The organism is Kocuria sp., assembly GCF_030530945.1.
Classification (GTDB): domain Bacteria; phylum Actinomycetota; class Actinomycetes; order Actinomycetales; family Micrococcaceae; genus Kocuria.
On the sequence record NZ_JAUMTZ010000015.1, the window covers coordinates 1 to 16582 of the forward strand.

Genomic DNA, 16582 nt, shown 5'->3' on the forward strand with positions numbered 1-16582 from the left:
GGGCGGCGCCCCGGGGCGGGCGCCCCCGCCCGCCGGCCCCCCCCCCCGCCCCGGGGGGGGGGGGGGGGCCGGCCGCCGCGGGGGGCCCGACTCTGCGCGCAGGGCCCGTCCGCGCCGCTCCCAGGAGGGGGGAGGGCACGGGCGGGGCAGTGGCTCAGGCGTGCTGGCCGCGCGTCTGGGCCCCGGGATCCCTGGCCGGCTTGGGCTCCTTGACGGGCGCCTCACCGCTGGCACGCAACCGGCGGTAGTAGGCCTCGGCCTCCTCCTGCCGCTCCGCCTCCACGGTCCCGCCGATCTCTGCGCGCAGCAGCTCCGGGGAGAGCCCGAACGAGTCCACGAGCTCCAGGGAGTACGGGCGCAGCCGGGCGATCAGGCGGTTGACGTAGGACTCCAGGGCCCGGCCGCGGCGCATGGAGAGGCGGCCGTAGGAGAGGTACCACGCGAGGTCCTGCTCGATCAGGTGCAGCCCGAACAGGTCCCGCAGCCAGGTCATCACGCGCTTGGTGTCCGGGTCCTCGATCTTCTCCAGGCCGGCGGTGAAGGCCTCCCACTGCAGCAGCTGGGCGTGGGAACGGGCGGCCTCCAGCAGCCGGTTCTGGTTGTTGTTGAACGCCTCTGCCTGCTCGGCGCGGGACTTGCGGGCCACCGAGCGCAGCTCGTCCGCGATGTCCCCGACCATGGTCTGCACGCGGTCGGTGAGCAGCGCGCGCTGGGCCGCGGGGTCCCGCAGGGCGTTGACCGACTTGCGGGAGTCCCCGGTGTCGGAGAACGCCTGGGTGAGCTTGCGCAGACCCGACCGGTTGAAGCCTGCCTCCGTGGCGCGGTCCGCCACGTAACGGGCCATGACCCCCACGTCCGCGTTCTTGAACTCCGCGGAGTAGTCGTTGAGCAGCCGCTTGGCCACCAGCTGGAGCAGGATCGTGTTGTCACCCTCGAAGGTCACGTACACGTCCAGGTCCGCGCGCAGCTGCACGAAGCGGTTTTTGGCCATGAACCCGGCGCCGCCGCACGCCTCCCGGCACTCCTGCAGGGTGTCCAGCGCGCTCCACGTGGACATGGGCTTGAATGCGGCGGCCAGCGTCTCCAGCTCCTGGCGGTTGCCGTCGGACTCGTCCTCGCCGGAGAAGACCTCGTGGAACTTGTCCAGCAGCTGCTGGTGGGCGAACGTCATGGCATAGGTCTCGGCGATGCGCGGGATCAGCCGGCGCTGGTGGCGCTGGTAGTCCAGCAGCGTCTGCTCGCGGATGTCCGAGTCCGTGGTGAACTGACGGCGCTGCTCGGCGTAGCGCACCGCGATGCTCAGGGCCGCCTGGTTCGCGAGCGTGGCGGCGCCGTCCAGGGACACGCGCCCCTGCACCAGGGTGCCGATCATCGTGAAGAACCGCCGCCCCGGGGAGGGGATGGGGGAGGAGTAGACGCCGTTCTCGTCCACGTCCCCGTAGCGGTTGAGCAGGTTGGTGCGGGGCACGCGCACGTGGTCGAAGTGCAGCCGGCCGTTGTCGATGCCGTTGAGCCCGCCCTTGCGGCCGTCGTCCTCGCCGCCCACACCGGGCAGGAACTCGCCGTTCTCGTCCCGCAGGGGGACGTACAGGCAGTGCACGCCGTGGTTGGTGCCGTCCACGATCAGCTGCGCGAACACGGTGGCGGCGCGCCCGTGCACGGCGGCGTTGCCCAGGTAGTCCTTCCACGCCGCCTTGAAGGGGGTGTGGATCTCGAACTCGTCCGTCTCGGGGACATAGGTGGCGGTGGTGCCGATCGAGGCCACGTCCGAGCCGTGGCCGATCTCCGTCATGGCGAACGCGCCCGGCATGCTCAGGTCCAGGATCCCCGGCAGCCACTTCTGGTGGTGCTCCTCCGTGCCCAGGTTCAGCACGGCCGATCCGAACAGGCCCCACTGCACGCCGGACTTGATCTGCAGGGAGGGGTCCGCGAGCACGAGCTCCTCGAACGCGGAGAGGTTCGCGCCGGGGCTCATGGCACCGCCCACGCTCTCGGGCATGCCCAGGTACTGGGGCCCGGCGTCCGCGAGGAGCTTGAGCTGCTCGAACGTGACGTTGCGCTGGTCCTCGAAGGAGAGGTTGTACTGGGACTGGAAGCGGGGGTCCTCGGCGCGCTTGCGGGCGGCAAGCCGCGCCTCGGGCCAGCGGCCCAGCAGGATCCTGCCGAGCTCCGCGGTGTCGATGCCCGACGGCGCCGTGGCGCCCTCCCCGGGCAGGTCCTCGATGCGGTCGGTGTCCGGGATGCTCCGGCCGGGTGCGGTGATGGACATGGTGGCTCCTGAAGGGTGAGTCGGGGACGGAGGGGCCCGTCCTAGGTGTGGTCCGGGAGGGAGGGTGCGCCGGTTCCGGGTGGTCCCGGAGGTGCGGTGCTCGCCACGGGGCGCAGGCCCTCCACGGCCCACGTGGTGATGGTGCGGCTCATGGCGTGGCGGTCCGGCCTGCCGGGGAGGTCCCCCTGCGCGAGCCAGGCCTCCCCGGCTCCGCGGACCATGCCCACGGTGGCCGCCGCCCAGCACTGCAGCACGCCCGGGGGCAGGTCCTGCTCGCCGTGGTGGCGTCCGTGCTGCTCCACGAGCAGCTGCCGCACGGAGTCCACGAAGCCCTCGACCGCGGAGCCCTGCTCGTCCGGAGCGGTCACGACGAAGCGGTACACCTCGCCGGAGCCCGCCACCGAGCGCAGGTACTCGGAGACCAGGGCGTGGACGGTGGCGGCGAAGGTGTCCGCCTCGCTCGCGGCGGCCACCATGCGGCGTCGCATGCGGTTCACGAAGTACTCGCCCACCGCGGCCTGCACGCCCGCCTTGTCCGTGAAGTAGCGGTAGAACACGGACTTGGACGTGCCGCAGGCCGTGGCGATCTCCTCCATGGAGATGGCGGCACCGTGCGCGGCCACGGCGTCGCGCGCGGCCGTGATCAGCTCGGTGCGCCGCCTGGCGCGGTGGCGCTGCCAGCGGCTGTTCCTGCCGTCCAGGGAGGGGGTGACCTGTTTCACGATACCGAGAGTATCAGCTACTGTGAGTTTCACGTGATCCACGTCGCACGCACCCCTCAGGAGGAACCACCATGTCCGAGAGCACGCAGAAGCCCGCCGCCACGAACGGCGCCGCCGAGGCCACGGCCGCGGGCCCGAAGACCGCCGCCGCCAAGCCCGCCGCCCCCGCCGCCGGGTCGGGCGCGCGTGCCGTGGTGGTCGCGGGCAACCGCATCCCCTTCTCCCGTGCCGGTGGCCCCTACGCGAACGCCTCCAACCAGGACATGCTGACCGCGGCCATCGACGGCCTGGTGGCCCGTGCGGGGATCGCCGGCGAGCGCCTGGGCGCGGTGGCGGCCGGTGCCGTGATCAAGCACTCCCGTGACTTCAACCTCACCCGCGAGTCCGTCCTGGGCTCCGCGCTGGACCCGGCCACCCCGGCGTACGACGTCCAGATGGCGTGCGCCACGGGCATGGAGACGGTCAGCTCGATCTCCAACAAGATCCGCCTGGGCCAGATCGAGGCCGGGATCGCCGGTGGCGTGGACTCCTCCTCGGACGCCCCCATCGCCGTGAGCGAGGGCCTGCGGCGTGCCCTGCTCAAGCTGCAGCGCGCCAAGACCACCGTGCAGAAGATCCAGGCGTTCAAGGACGTCCGTCCCGCGGACCTGGCTCCGGCCGTCCCCAGCTCGGGCGAGCCCCGCACGGGTCTGTCCATGGGGGAGCACCAGGCGCTGACCACCCAGCACTGGGGCATCACCCGCCAGGCGCAGGACGAGCTCGCCGCAGCCTCCCACCAGCACCTGGCGGCCGCGTACGAGCGCGGGTTCTTCGACGACCTCGTGACCCCGTTCAAGGGCCTCACCAGGGACAACAACATGCGCCCGGACTCCACGGTGGAGAAGCTGGGCACGCTGAAGCCGGTGTTCGGCACGAAGCTCGCGGGGGAGGCCACCATGACGGCCGGCAACTCCACCCCCCTCACGGACGGCGCCTCCGCCGTGCTCATCACCACGGACGGCTGGGCCTCGGAGCACGGCCTGACGCCGCTGGCCGAGGTCGTGGACAGCGAGGCCGCCGCGGTGGACTTCGTCACCGGCAACGAGGGTCTGCTGATGGCCCCCGCCTACGCCGTGCCGCGCCTGCTCGCGCGCCAGGGCCTCACCCTGCAGGACCTGGACCTCGTGGAGATCCACGAGGCGTTCGCCTCCACCGTGCTGTCCATCCTGAAGGCGTGGGAGTCCCCGGAGTTCTGCCGGGAGCGCCTGGGCCTGGACGCCCCGCTGGGCTCGGTGGACCGCTCCAGGGTGAACGTCAACGGCTCCTCGCTGGCCACCGGCCACCCGTTCGCCGCCACCGGTGGCCGCATCGTGGCCTCCACCGCCAAGGAGCTCGCCGCCCGTGCCAAGGCCGAGGGCCGGCAGCAGACCGCGCTCATCTCGGTGTGCGCCGCCGGCGGGCAGGGCGTGGCCATGCTGCTGCGCTCGGTCTGAGCGGCACCACGGCAACCGCGAGAGCACACGAGATCTGGGAGAAGGAACACATGACCGACACGTATCTGGACATGGTCAGCTCGGGACTGGGCAAGCAGGTGGCCTCCAAGCTGGGGCTGCCACGCCCCGTCACCCTGCGCCGCTACCGCGTCAACGGGGACTTCCCCCAGGGCGCGGTGCTGGTCCTGGGCAGGGGCCCCGCCGCCGACGCCGCCGCGCAGGCACTGCTCGACTGGGACCTCGACGTCCGGCGCGCCGCCGCGGACGTGGACCGCGTGGGCGCGGTCCTGCTGGACTACACGGAGGTGGCCAGCCCCTCCGACCTCGGCGGACCCGCAATGGAACTGGCCGCCGCGCTGCGGAAGCTGAGCCAGGGTGGGCGCGTGATCACGCTCTCCCGGCCGGCACCCGGAATCGGCACCGGGGCGGCGTCGGGCACGGCGGCCGGCGCCGAGCAGCTGCCCCCCGCCCAGGCCGCGGCCCGTCAGGGTGTGGTGGGCCTGCTGCGCTCCGTGGCCCAGGAGATGCGCGGGGGTGTCACCGCTAACGGCGTGCTGATTGCGGACGGCGTGGCCGTGGACGCCCCCAGCGTGACCGGAGCCATCCGCTTCTTCCTCTCCGGGCGCAGCGCGTACGTGGACGGCCAGTTCCTCACGGTCGGCGACGACCGCGGGGACGCCTCGGTGGACTGGGAGCACCCCGTGGCGGGGAAGGTGGCCGTGGTCACCGGGGCGGCACGCGGAATCGGCGCGCAGGTCACGCGCACGCTGTCCGCCGCCGGGGCCACCGTGGTGCCCGTGGACGTGCCCGCGGCCGGTGACGCGCTCACCGCGCTCGCCAACGAGCTGCGCGTTCCCGCGCTGCAGCTGGACGTCACGGACCCGCAGGCCGGGCAGAAGATCCTGGACCTGGTGTCGGCTCACTACGGCCACCTGGACCTGGTGGTGCACAACGCCGGGATCACCCGCGACAAGATGCTCGCGAACATGGACGAGGCCCGGTGGAACTCCGTGATCGCCGTGAACATCGAGTCCCAGCTGCGCATCAACGAGACCCTGCTGGCCTCGGACAAGCTGGGCCCCGCCCCTCGCATCGTGTGCCTGGCGTCCACGAGCGGCGTGGCGGGCAACCGCGGCCAGACCAACTACGCGGCGTCCAAGGCCGGGGTGATCGGTGCGGTGGCCGCCACCGCACCGCTGGTCGCCGCGAAGGGCGGCACCGTCAACGCCGTGGCGCCCGGGTTCATCGAGTCGGAGATGACCGCGAAGATCCCCGCCGCCCGGCGGCAGGTCGCGCGCCGGCTGAACTCCCTGCAGCAGGGCGGAACGCCCGTGGACGTGGCCCAGGCCATCACCTTCCTGCTCTCGGACGCCGCGGGTGGGATCAACGGTCAGACGCTGCGCGTGTGCGGCCAGAACATGGTGGGTGCGTGATCTCATGAGCGCCGTGGATCCCACCGTCCCCTCCGTCCCGGAGGGCTACGAGCGCACCCGGCCCTCGGGCACGGTGGCGCTGCCCGCCCTGTACGCGAGCGCCGGTGCCCGTGCGGCCGCCTCCGCGGCGGGCGGGGCGGCGTCGGCGGCGTCCCGCAAGGTGCTGCCCGCGCTGCGGAACTCGCCCGTGGGGCGGGTGCTGCCCGCGTCCCTGCGGTCCTCCGGGCCCCAGAAGGTCTCCGGTGCGCTGGAGCTGCCCCGCGTGGTGCACGTGGTGGACGGACTGCGGGCGCAGCCGGAGTGGCACGAGCGGTTCTGCCGCGTGGTCCACGCCAGCCCGCACCCCCTGGCCCCGGGTTCCGTCGAGACCGCCGTGTTCTCCGGAGCCCTGCACGCGCTCGCGTTCCCGGTGGCCATGTCCGTGCTCACGCGCCGGGACTTCCCGCTGCCCGTGCTCGGCATGGTGCACCTGGGCAACACGGTCCACCACCTGGCGGACGTGGCGGTCGGGGAGGCCCTGACGGCCACCGCGTGGACCGAGGGGCTGCGCGCCCACCGCTCCGGGACCGCGCTGGACGCGGTGGTGACCCTGGCCCGCGAGGACGGCACGGTCGCGTGGGCCGGGCGCTCCACGTACCTGGCCAAGGGGGTGCACGCCGCGGTGGCCGGTGACGAACCCCGCGCGGGGGAGTCGTCCGAGGCCGAGCGGCCCGCGTTCGAGGCGCCGCAGCCCACCGGGCAGTGGTCCCTCGGCGCCGGGACGGGGCGCGAGTACGCCGCGGTGAGCGGGGACTACAACCCCATCCACCTCTCGGACCCGTCCGCGCGTGCCCTGGGCATGAAGGGGGCGATCGCGCACGGGATGTACACGGCGTCGCGCGCCCTGGCCCTGACGGGGGTGCCCGCGGGAGTCCCCTTCGCGTGGTCGGTGGAGTTCGCCGCGCCCGTCCGCCTGCCCGCCACCGTGGCGGTCGCGGTGGACGACGACGGCCGTGGCGCCCACTGGAGCGCGTCTCGCGTCCAGCTGTGGGACCCCGGGCGGGACCGTCCGCACGCGGACCTGCGGGTCACGGCGCTGTAGCCAGGTCGCTGCGGGAAGGGGCCCGGACCACGCTGTCCGGGCCCCTTCCGCGTGTCTCGTGCGTGTCGGAGTGCTGGGTCACAATGGTGCGGTGAGCACAGCCAACGCCAAGACCGCCCACCGGGCCACGGACGCCAACGGTCAGAGCCTCAACCCGGACGAGCCCAGCGAGGCGCTGCGCGAGGAGTACGCCCAGCTCTCGGACCGTGTCCGCGAGGCGCGCGCCGCCTACTACGTGCACGACCAGCCCGTCATCTCGGACGCCGAGTACGACGCCCTCTACCGCTCGCTCGAGGAGTTCGAGGCGCTGCACCCCGAGCTCAAGGCCAACGACTCGCCCACCCAGGAGGTGGGCGGGGAGGTCGGGGCGGCGTTCAGCCCCGTGAGGCACCTGGAGAAGATGTACTCCCTGGAGGACGTCTTCTCCACGGACGAGCTCGTGGCCTGGCTGGAACGGGCGCAGCGGCAGGTGGCCGAGCTGCCCGGCGCCCCGGAGGTCGCCTGGCTCAGCGAGGTCAAGATCGACGGCCTGGCCGTGAACCTGCTCTACCGGGACGGTGTGCTCGTGCGGGCGGCCACCCGCGGGGACGGCACCACGGGCGAAGACATCACCCACAACGTGGCCACCATCCGCAGCATCCCGCAGCGGCTCACGGGCGAGAACCTCCCCGAGGAGGTGGAGGTCCGCGGCGAGGTGTTCATCTCCTCCAAGGACTTCCGGGCGCTGAACGAGACCATGGTGGAGGAGGGGCGGGCACCCTTCGCCAACCCGCGCAACGCGGCGGCGGGCTCCCTGCGCCAGAAGGACCCGCAGGTCACCGCGCGCCGCCCGCTGTCCATGTTCGTGCACGGCATCGGACACGCCCGCGGCTTCGAGCTCGCCACGCAGTCGCAGGCCTACGACGTCCTCAAGGGCTGGGGTCTGCCCGTGAGCCCGTACTCCAAGGTGCTGGGCTCCGTGGCGGAGGTGCTGGAGTTCATCGCGGAGTTCGGGGACAGGCGGCACAGCCTGCTGCACGAGATCGACGGCATCGTGGTCAAGGTGGACGACCGCCGCACCCAGTTCCGGCTGGGGTACACCTCCCGCGTGCCCCGCTGGGCGGTGGCGTACAAGTACCCGCCGGAGGAGGTCAACACCACGCTCGTGGACATCCTGGTGAACGTGGGCCGCACGGGCCGGGTGACCCCGTTCGGCCTCATGGACCCCGTTCGGGTGGCCGGGTCCACCGTGGAGATGGCCACGCTGCACAACCAGGACGTGGTCAGGGCCAAGGGTGTGCTGATTGGTGACACCGTGGTGCTGCGCAAGGCCGGGGACGTGATCCCGGAGATCGTGGGACCCGTGGTCGCGCTGCGGGACGGCACCGAGCGGGAGTTCGTGATGCCCACCGTGTGCCCCTCGTGCGGCACCCCGCTGCGCCCGGCGAAGGAGGGGGACGTGGACATCCGCTGCCCCAACGCCGAGACCTGCCCGTCGCAGCTCAAGGAGCGTGTGAACCACGCGGCCGGGCGCGGCGCGTTCGACATCGAGGCGCTGGGAGAGGAGGCCGCGAAGGCCCTGACGCAGCCGGTGCCGCTGGACGCCCCGGACGGCACCGAGTTCTCCACACCACCGCTGCGCAACGAGGCGGGGCTGTTCGACCTCACCCCCGAGGACCTGCGGGACGTGATGGTCTGGCGGGACGCCCGGCGCACCGTCACGGACCGGGAGAGCGGGGAGAAGGTGCAGCGGGTCACGCCCGAGCTTGTCCCGTACTTCTGGACCAAGCCCACCCGGACGAAGCCCAGCGTGCCGTCCAAGACCACGGAGCAGATGTTCGTGCAGCTGGAGCAGGCCAAGGACACGGACCTGTGGCGCGTGCTGGTGGCCCTGTCCATCCGCCACGTGGGACCCACGGCCGCCCGCTCCCTGGCCACCTCCCTGCGCAGCATGGATGCCATCCGCTCGGCGGACCCCGGCACCCTCGCCGGCACGGACGGTGTGGGTCCCGTGATCGCCCAGGCCGTGCAGGAGTTCTTCGCGGAGCCCTGGCGGTGCAACGTCGTTGAGCGGTGGGCGGCCGCGGGTGTGCGCATGGAGGAGGCCGTGGACGAGTCCACCCCCCGCACCCTGGAGGGCGTCACCGTGGTGGTCACCGGTTCACTGGAGGGCTACAGCCGGGACTCCGCCAAGGAGGCCATCCTCCGGCGCGGCGGCAAGGCCTCCGGCTCGGTGTCCCGGAAGACGCACTTTCTGGTGGCGGGGGAGAACGCCGGGACCAAGCTGGACAAGGCGGAGTCCCTGGGCGTCCCCGTGCTGGACGAGGCGGGGTTCGAGACGCTGCTGGCCCGGGGCCCCGTGGCCTTCGAGGACCCGGCCGGGCAGGACACGCCCTCGCGGAGCGCGGAGAAGGATGAAGAGAACCAGACCGCGAAGCACACCGAGGAGTAGGAGCACCATGGCGGACGCACTGGAGGGGCTCGGCCCCGGAACCGACGAGCTGGCGGAGCTGCTGGAGGTGGCCCTGGAGGCCGCCGCGGCGGGAGCCCAGGTGCTGCGCGGGCGGGACGTCTCGGCCCTGCACGCCGTGAACAAGTCCTCGGACGGCGACTGGGTCACGGCCTACGACCTGGCGGCGGAGGAGGCCGTCTCCGAGGTGCTGGGCAGGCGGCGCCCGTTCGACGCCGTCACGGGGGAGGAGTCCGGCACGCGCGTGCCGGAGCACCGCTCGGGCGTGCGCTGGTCCGTGGACCCCCTGGACGGGACCACCAACTTCATCCGCGACATCGTGTACTACGCCACCTCCGTCGCGGCGTGCGACGAGCACGGCAACTGGCTCGTGGGCGTGGTCGACGCACCCGCCCTGGACCGGATCTACTTCGCCGTCGCCGGCCTCGGATCGTGGGTGCGGCGGGACGGCACGGACCGGCGGCTCTCCGGTCCCGAGCCGGCACGCCGCGGGGCCCTCTACGGAACGGGGTTCTCCTACGACGCCGCGGCGCGCCGGGAGCAGTTCGGCGCCTTCCTGGACACCATGGAGGACTTCTCCGACATGCGGCGCCTCGGGGCCGCCTCGCTGGACCTGTGCCTGGTGGCGGAGGGGAGTCTGGACGGCTACTCCGAGCGCGGCCTGCACGAGCACGACTGGGCCGCGGGTGCGCTCATCGCCCAGGAGGCGGGAGTCCGCGTGGAGCGCCCGGACCTGCCCCCGCCGCCCGCGCTGGGTGAGCAAGCGCACAGCACGTCCGCCACCCTCGAGGCGGAGTACGAGAAGGTCCGTCTGACCAGCGTCATCGGGGCATGGAGCGCCCGCTGACGCCTGGATATCAACTTGTTATCAGCTGGCAATCACCCTGTTATCCACTCCCGGGGGGCCGCTCGGGTTGACCCGTCCAGCGGGGGTGCCCTAGCGTAGCGCGAGTTGAACGGCCCCCAGGGTCGTGATACGTACCCGCGCACGGGGTTGTCCCCCGAAGCGGGATAACAAAGGCATAACGTTCTAGTGGCGAAACCACGAATGTTACGCTACTGTTATCAACAACTTCCTCAGCGGACTTTCCTGAGTGGAAGTTCGCTCCCAGGCCACACGATCCGTGACCTGGATTGTGCTGGATGCTGCCGCAACACCGTACGTCGTCTAGATGGCAGCATTCCGTAGTTACTACCCCTAAAACCAAAAGTCACGGGTAGACGACGGCGCGAAGACACCCAGGGATGGGAACGAGCGTAGGTGGCCTCACGGAGCATGATGAAGACTTCAACCGCAATTCGCCGTGGTGCCGCTGCTGTCGTGATGGGCGGTGTGGCCGTGGGTGCGTTCGCCGTTCCCGCCAACGCCGCTCCCAGCCTGGACGCCATCAAGCAGTGCGAGTCCGGTGGAAACTACCAGGCGGTCAACGCCTCCTCGGGTGCCTCCGGCGCCTACCAGTTCCTGACCTCCACCTGGCAGGGCATGGGCTCCATCACTGCCGGCTACGCCACCGCCGCCGACGCTCCCGCCTCCGTGCAGGACGCCGCCGCCGCTGCTCTCATGGCCCGCTCCGGCGCCAGCCAGTGGGAGTGCTCCAGCATGATCGCCTCCGGCGCCGCCGCGTCCGTGAGCACCCAGTCCTCCTCCGTGTAGGAGGCCGCTCCCGTGCAGCAGGCCGCCCCGGTCAAGGAGACCGCTCCGGTCCAGCAGGCTGCCCCCGTGCAGCAGGCCGCCCCGGTCGCCCAGGCGCCCGTTGCTGCCGCTCCCGTGGCCCAGGCTCCCGCCGTGGAGTACACCGCTCCGGCCGCTCCCGTGCAGCAGGTCGCTCCGGCCGCCGGCACCTACACCGTGCAGGCTGGCGACACCCTGGGCACCATCGCCAACAAGCTGGGTGTGAACGGTGGCTGGCAGGCCCTGTACGCCGCCAACACCGGTTCCATCGCGGATGCCAACCTGATCTTCCCGGGCCAGGTCCTGAACATCCCCGCCTGATCCAGGCACTCGTCGCACGTCGACGAACGGATGGCGCAGCCGAGCTGATCGGCACGCGCCACCGCAGAGCCCCGCCCTTCACCACCACGGTGAGGGGCGGGGCTCTTTCCGTGTGCGAGGTGCGGCCGCCACCGCCGTGCGCTGGACCGCATCTCTATCGCCCGGTCTGCTGAGCAGTGGCACGATGGGCCCATGCACTACGACATCGCGATCATCGGGGCTGGCATCGCGGGCCTGTCTGCAGCATCGGAGCTGGCCCGGTTGCTGGGGACCGGACGGGGCATCTGCGTTCTGGAGGCCGAGGACGCCGTGGCCCAGCACAGCTCCGCCCGGTCCGCTCAGCAGCTCATCCCCAGCTACGGTCCGGAACCGGTCCTGGAGCTGACCCGGTGGTCCATTGCCGAGCTCGTCCAGGCGTCCGCGCACCTCTCCTCACCCCTGGTGTGGGCGAGCCCCTTCGTGGTGGCGGGATCCCCCGAGGACGTGACGGCGGAGACGGTCCCGGGAATGCGCTCTTTGAGCGGAGCCGAACTGTTCACCCTGTGTCCCGAGCTGCAGGCGGACGCGGGACGCTACCCCGCCGCCGCGGTGGACGACTCCGCCGTGCGCTCGGACGCCACCGCGCTGCTCACGTGGCACCGCAGCCGGGCCGAGAGCGCGGGGGTCACCGTGCGCACGGGGTTCCGCGTGGGCACGGCTCACCGGGCCGGTGGCGTGTGGGAGCTGACGACCGCGGTGGGCGCGCGCGGGGCTGAACCCGGCGGCGTCGTGCGAGCGGGCACCGTCGTGAACGCGGCCGGCGCGTGGGCAGAGGACGTGGGGTCATTGCTGGGGGCCGCACTGCAGGGCCTGCAGCCGCTGCGACGCACCGCGGCCCTCGTGCGTCTGGCCGAGGCGATGCCGCCGGAGCACCCCATGGCCATGGACGCCGCGCGGCACTGGTACTACCGGCCGGACCCCGTGGGCGCCATGGTCTCGGTGGGAGAGTCCGAGCCCAGCGAGGCGTGCGACGCGCGGCCGCACCCGGGCGCCGTGGAGCGCCTGGTCGCCACCGTCGAGGCGCACACGGACCTGCGGATCACGGGGGTGGCGAAGGCCTGGACCGGACTGCGGACCAGGCGTGCGTCCGACCTCCCGGTGTGCGGCTGGGACGCTGCCGCCGAGGGTGTGTTCTGGCTCGCGGGCCAGGGCGGCTACGGCTTCCAGACGAGCGCGGGCATGGCCAGGGCGGCCGCCGAGCAGATCGTGGCTGGGAGTGTGGGGGAGTGGTTGAGCCCGGAGACCGTGGCCGCACTGCAGCCGGAGTGCGCCGCGTGAGCCCCGTGGACCCGGTGCTGGCGGCGCGCAAGCTCAAGCACGCCCTGTTCGTGGCGGACAAGCGCCGTCGTCGTGCGCAGAAGGACCTGGTGTTCGGGGCCGTGACCGCCCTGGGCCCGGTGCGGTCCCGGTGGAAGCCCTACGAGTTCGACGCCGCCCGGTACCGCCGCTCTTTCGTCACCCGGGACGCCCCGGCCGTGGACGGCCCTCGGCAGCTCCCTCGGCGGGTCTTCGTCCTGTGGGTCGGGGACAATCCGCTGACTCCGCGGCGCCGGGCCAACCTGGAGGTGCTGCGGGAGCGGATCGGGCTGCCGGTGGAGCTGGTTACCCCCGAGAACCTGGAGGCGTGGGTGGTCCCCGGGCACCCCCTGCATCCCGCGTACAAGAACCTGTCCCTGGTTCACCGCTCGGACTACCTGCGCGCCTACCTCATGCACCACCACGGGGGAGGGTACAGCGATCTCAAGGCACCTCTGTGCTCCTGGGAGGGTGCTTTTGCGCGGATGCACGCGGACGAGCAGGCCTGGCTGGCCGGCTACCCCGAGCGGGTGGTGCAGGACGTGACCCGGCTGCCCGGCGCGCTCGGCGAGGATCTTGCGTGGCACTACCACCGGCTCGTCGGCATGGGCGCGTACCTGCTGCGCTCCCACACCCCGCTGACCGCCGAGTGGCTGCGGGAGGTGGAGCGGCGCCTGGACTACTACGCGGACCAGGCCGCCGAGTTCCCGGGGGAGCAACGCGGTGAGGTGGTGGGATACCCCATCTCGTGGACCCGGCTGCTCGGCGGTGTCCTGCACCCCCTGCAGCTCAAGCACCTGTCCCACGTGCGCCAGGACCCGGACCTACTGCTGGGCTTCGAGGACTACCAGTAGGTCCCCGGGCTGGGCCCAGCCACGAGCTCCGGCCCGGTGCCCGCGCTCAGCCCGCCACCCCCAGCTGCCGCGCGAGCCACGCGTACTCCCACGCGGTGTCCCGCCACTGCGCGTACCGTCCTGAGGCCCCGCCGTGGCCGCCGGCCATCTCGCAGCGCAGCAGCACCGTCTCGGGGTGCGCCGTGCGGGCACGCAGCTCGGCCACCCACTTGGCGGGCTCCACGTACAGCACGCGGGTGTCGTTGAGGCTCGTGACGGCGAGCACCGGCGGGTAGGCGGTGTCCCGGACGTTCTCGTAGGGGGAGTACGAGCGCATGTACTCGTACACCTCCGCGGACTCCACGGGGTTGCCCCACTCCTCCCACTCCAGTGCGGTGAGCGGCAGCTCGGGCATGAGCATGGAGGTCAGTGCGTCCACGAAGGGCACGGCCGCCAGGGCACCGCAGTACAGCTCGGGTGCCAGGTTGAGCACGGCTCCCACCAGCAGTCCGCCCGCCGAGCCGCCCATCACGGCGATGCGGTTCGCGGCCACGTCCGGGCGCGCCGCGAGGTGCCGGGTCACGGCCACGAAGTCCGTGAACGTGTTGGCCTTGGTCTGCTTCTTGCCGTTCTCGTACCACGCGCGCCCCAGCTCACCGCCGCCGCGCACGTGGGCCACGGCCCAGACCACGCCGCGGTCCAGCAGCGAGAGCCGGGAGATCGAGAACGCGGGGTCGGTGCTGATCTCGTAGGAGCCGTACGCGTACTGCAGCACGGGCGCGGGCACCGCGGGGTCCAGGTCCGCGCGGCGCACGAGGCTCACGGGGATCCGCGTTCCGTCCTCCGCCACTGCCCAGTCCCGCTCCACGGTGTAGTCCTCCCTGCGGTAGCCGCCCAGCACGGTGGCCTCGCGCCGCAGCACGGGCTCGCCCACGCCGAACTCGTCCAGCGCATCCGCCCCGGGCTCGCCGGTGGGGATGTCGTACACGCGCGGGGGCGTCACGAAGGACGTGTAGGACACCCGCACCACGGGGTTCTCGTACTCCGCGGAGAGCACGGCGGCGGAGTAGAGCTCCTCGTCGAACGCGGCCTCGGTGCCAGCGAGCAGCTTTGCGTCCTGGGCGCCGCCGCCCTGTTCGACCTCGCTCACCAGGCGCTCCACGGCGACGCGGGGGATGAGCCGCACGCGCGGCGTCGTCTCCTCACGCAGTGCCACCACCAGGTGCGTGGCCGTGGGGACACAGGACTCAACACGGGTGGCGTCCGAGGCTGGCACCACGTCCACGAGCGGGAGCTGCGCGAGGGGGCGCCCGGCGTCGGCCAGGGGGAGGAGACTGATCCGGCCGTTGGGAGCATCCGCGTCGTGGGAGAGCAGCAGGTGCTCGCCGCCGGCGAGGCGGATGGGCTCCACCTCGTACAGCACGCGGTCCTGCCGGGAGAGCACGGTGCGCCACGGCAGCTCGAGGGGCCGGGCGGCGTCGTCGGCCGAGGTCGAGGCGGAGGGCGCGTGGGCGGCCAGCTCGTCCAGGCGCAGGATCCGGTACTCGCTGTACTCCGAGCAGGAGGAGGAGAGCATGAGCCACTGCTTGTCCGCGGAGAGCTCCGCGCCGAGCCACATGCCGGGGTCGTCCTCCTGGAAGAGCAGCTCGTCCCCGGCGGCGTCCTGGCCCACGGTGTGACGGTAGACGCGGTAGGGGCGCCAGGACTCGTCCACCACCGTGTAGATCAGCTGGGCGGCGTCCGGGGTGAGGAAGGCGCCGTAGGAGGTCTGCTCCACACGGTCGGCCAGCAGCTCGCCCGTTGCGAGGTCCCGGACGCGCACCGTGAACCGCTCGTCCCCGGCGGTGTCCTCGGACCACGCGAGCCGGGAGCCGTCGTCGGAGACGCTGAACGCACCCAGTGAGTAGAACTCGTGGTCCCGGGAGGCGGCGTTCGCGTCCAGGAGGACCTCCTCGCCGGACAGCTCGACGCCCGGTTCCACGGAGGGTGGGCTCCAGTCCGCGGGGTTCGCGACCGGCACTCGGCAGAACACCTGGTGCTCGCCCCCTTCGACGGTGCGCGCGAAGTACCACCAGTCGCCGTGGCGTCCGGGGACGGAGAGGTCGGTCTCCCGGGTGCGGCTCTTGATCTCACCGTAGATGCGCTCCCGCAGCGGGGCGAGGTCCGCGGTGACGGCCTCCGAGTACGCGTTCTCGGCCTCCAGGTGCGCACGGACCTCGGGGGAGTCCTTCTCCCGCAGCCACTCGTAGGGGTCGGAGAAGGTGTGGCCGTGGAAGGTGCGCTCCACCGGTCGGCGCGGAGCCACGGGGTGAGGGGGCACCGGGGGCGGCGACGCAGGGGAAGAGGTCTCGGAGGAGGGGCTCGAGGGCCGGGTGGGTTGCTCGGACGTCATGGGCCCAGTCTAGGGAGACGCTCCCCGGTCAGGTCCCCTTGGGCTCCCGGCCCAGCGCGGAGGTGAGGGCGCGCAGTGCGGTGACGTCCGATGCAGTGAGCTCGGCCATCGCGCGGTGGACGGCGCGGGCATTGAGCCGGACAGCCTCCCGTCGAAGCTCCTCGCCCTCGGGCGTGAGACTGATCAGGACACCGCGGCCGTCCGTGGCGACGCCGTCGCGCCGCACCAGGCCACGCCGGCACATGCGGTCCACGAGCCGCGTGAGGCCCGTGCGGCTCAGGACCACGCGCTCGGCCAGGGTGCTGTGCCGCAGCTGCTCCCCGGGCTCGATGTTCACCAGCACGTCGAAGTCGGAGACCGACACCCCGAGGGGTCGCAGCTCCCCGCGGATCTGCGACAGGACGCGCACCTGGGCCCGCATCAGGCTGCGCCACGCCAGCACGCGAGGACCCGTCAGGGGGTCCTCCTGGCTCGTCCCGTGCGCGTTCATGCCCTGTCCTCTCGTGGTGGTGGCGTCATCGTCTCACGGGATGGCGGTCCGCTGCCCCCGGCTGGTGCCTGGGCGCCGGGACTCAGCCGGTGGAGGGGCAGCCGGCTGCCGGG

At 72.4% G+C, this 16582-nt stretch carries 13 protein-coding genes; 9 read left to right on the top strand and 4 right to left on the bottom strand.

Annotated elements, in window-relative coordinates:
* Positions 1-154 precede the first annotated feature (154 nt).
* Together Q4A22_RS10760 and Q4A22_RS10765 are read right to left on the bottom strand one after the other, a co-directional pair.
* Positions 155-2269 carry an acyl-CoA dehydrogenase gene (locus tag Q4A22_RS10760; protein WP_303179359.1) on the bottom strand — a complete coding sequence of 705 codons (2115 nt, stop codon included), beginning with the start codon at positions 2267-2269 and terminating at the stop codon, positions 155-157.
* A gap of 41 nt (positions 2270-2310) precedes the next feature.
* Positions 2311-2991: a TetR/AcrR family transcriptional regulator gene (locus Q4A22_RS10765; RefSeq protein ID WP_303179361.1), complete on the bottom strand. Its 681-nt coding sequence runs from the start codon at positions 2989-2991 to the stop codon at positions 2311-2313.
* A gap of 71 nt (positions 2992-3062) precedes the next feature.
* Between Q4A22_RS10765 and Q4A22_RS10770 the strand changes: the two genes are divergently transcribed.
* The 9 genes from Q4A22_RS10770 (at position 3063) to Q4A22_RS10810 (ending at position 13608) form a co-directional block, all read left to right on the top strand.
* On the top strand, positions 3063-4463 hold the full coding sequence (locus Q4A22_RS10770; RefSeq protein WP_303179362.1) for an acetyl-CoA C-acetyltransferase: 1401 nt from the start codon (positions 3063-3065) through the stop codon (positions 4461-4463).
* Between the two features lie 50 nt (positions 4464-4513).
* Positions 4514-5896 carry a 3-oxoacyl-ACP reductase gene (locus Q4A22_RS10775; RefSeq protein WP_303179363.1) on the top strand — a complete coding sequence of 461 codons (1383 nt, stop codon included), beginning with the start codon at positions 4514-4516 and terminating at the stop codon, positions 5894-5896.
* Positions 5897-5900: 4 nt separating this feature from the next.
* The gene (locus Q4A22_RS10780) at positions 5901-6977 is read left to right on the top strand and encodes a MaoC/PaaZ C-terminal domain-containing protein (protein WP_303179365.1); all 1077 of its coding nucleotides are present in this window, start codon (positions 5901-5903) and stop codon (positions 6975-6977) included.
* A gap of 91 nt (positions 6978-7068) precedes the next feature.
* A complete protein-coding gene (gene ligA / locus Q4A22_RS10785) occupies positions 7069-9408 on the top strand; it encodes an NAD-dependent DNA ligase LigA (RefSeq protein WP_303179368.1) in 2340 nt (779 codons plus the stop codon).
* 7 nt (positions 9409-9415) lie between these two features.
* Positions 9416-10273, top strand: a complete 858-nt coding sequence (locus Q4A22_RS10790) for an inositol monophosphatase family protein (protein ID WP_303179370.1) — start codon at positions 9416-9418, stop codon at positions 10271-10273.
* A gap of 432 nt (positions 10274-10705) precedes the next feature.
* On the top strand, positions 10706-11080 hold the full coding sequence (locus tag Q4A22_RS10795; protein ID WP_303179372.1) for a transglycosylase family protein: 375 nt from the start codon (positions 10706-10708) through the stop codon (positions 11078-11080).
* A 12-nt stretch (positions 11081-11092) separates the two neighbouring features.
* The gene (locus Q4A22_RS10800) at positions 11093-11419 is read left to right on the top strand and encodes a LysM peptidoglycan-binding domain-containing protein (RefSeq protein WP_303179374.1); all 327 of its coding nucleotides are present in this window, start codon (positions 11093-11095) and stop codon (positions 11417-11419) included.
* Positions 11420-11611: 192 nt separating this feature from the next.
* Complete coding sequence (locus Q4A22_RS10805; RefSeq protein ID WP_303179376.1) at positions 11612-12736, top strand: FAD-binding oxidoreductase; 1125 nt, start codon at positions 11612-11614, stop codon at positions 12734-12736.
* Positions 12733-13608 (top strand): hypothetical protein, encoded by an 876-nt coding sequence (locus Q4A22_RS10810; RefSeq protein ID WP_303179378.1) that lies wholly within the window; start codon positions 12733-12735, stop codon positions 13606-13608. Before Q4A22_RS10805 ends, Q4A22_RS10810 begins: the two co-directional genes overlap by 4 nt.
* A gap of 46 nt (positions 13609-13654) precedes the next feature.
* On the opposite strand, the gene Q4A22_RS10815 is transcribed toward Q4A22_RS10810, so the two are convergent.
* Both Q4A22_RS10815 and Q4A22_RS10820 read right to left on the bottom strand, forming a co-directional pair.
* Complete coding sequence (locus Q4A22_RS10815; protein WP_303179381.1) at positions 13655-15979, bottom strand: S9 family peptidase; 2325 nt, start codon at positions 15977-15979, stop codon at positions 13655-13657.
* Positions 15980-16007: 28 nt separating this feature from the next.
* Positions 16008-16469 (bottom strand): MarR family winged helix-turn-helix transcriptional regulator, encoded by a 462-nt coding sequence (locus Q4A22_RS10820; protein WP_303179382.1) that lies wholly within the window; start codon positions 16467-16469, stop codon positions 16008-16010.
* Positions 16470-16582 lie beyond the last annotated feature (113 nt).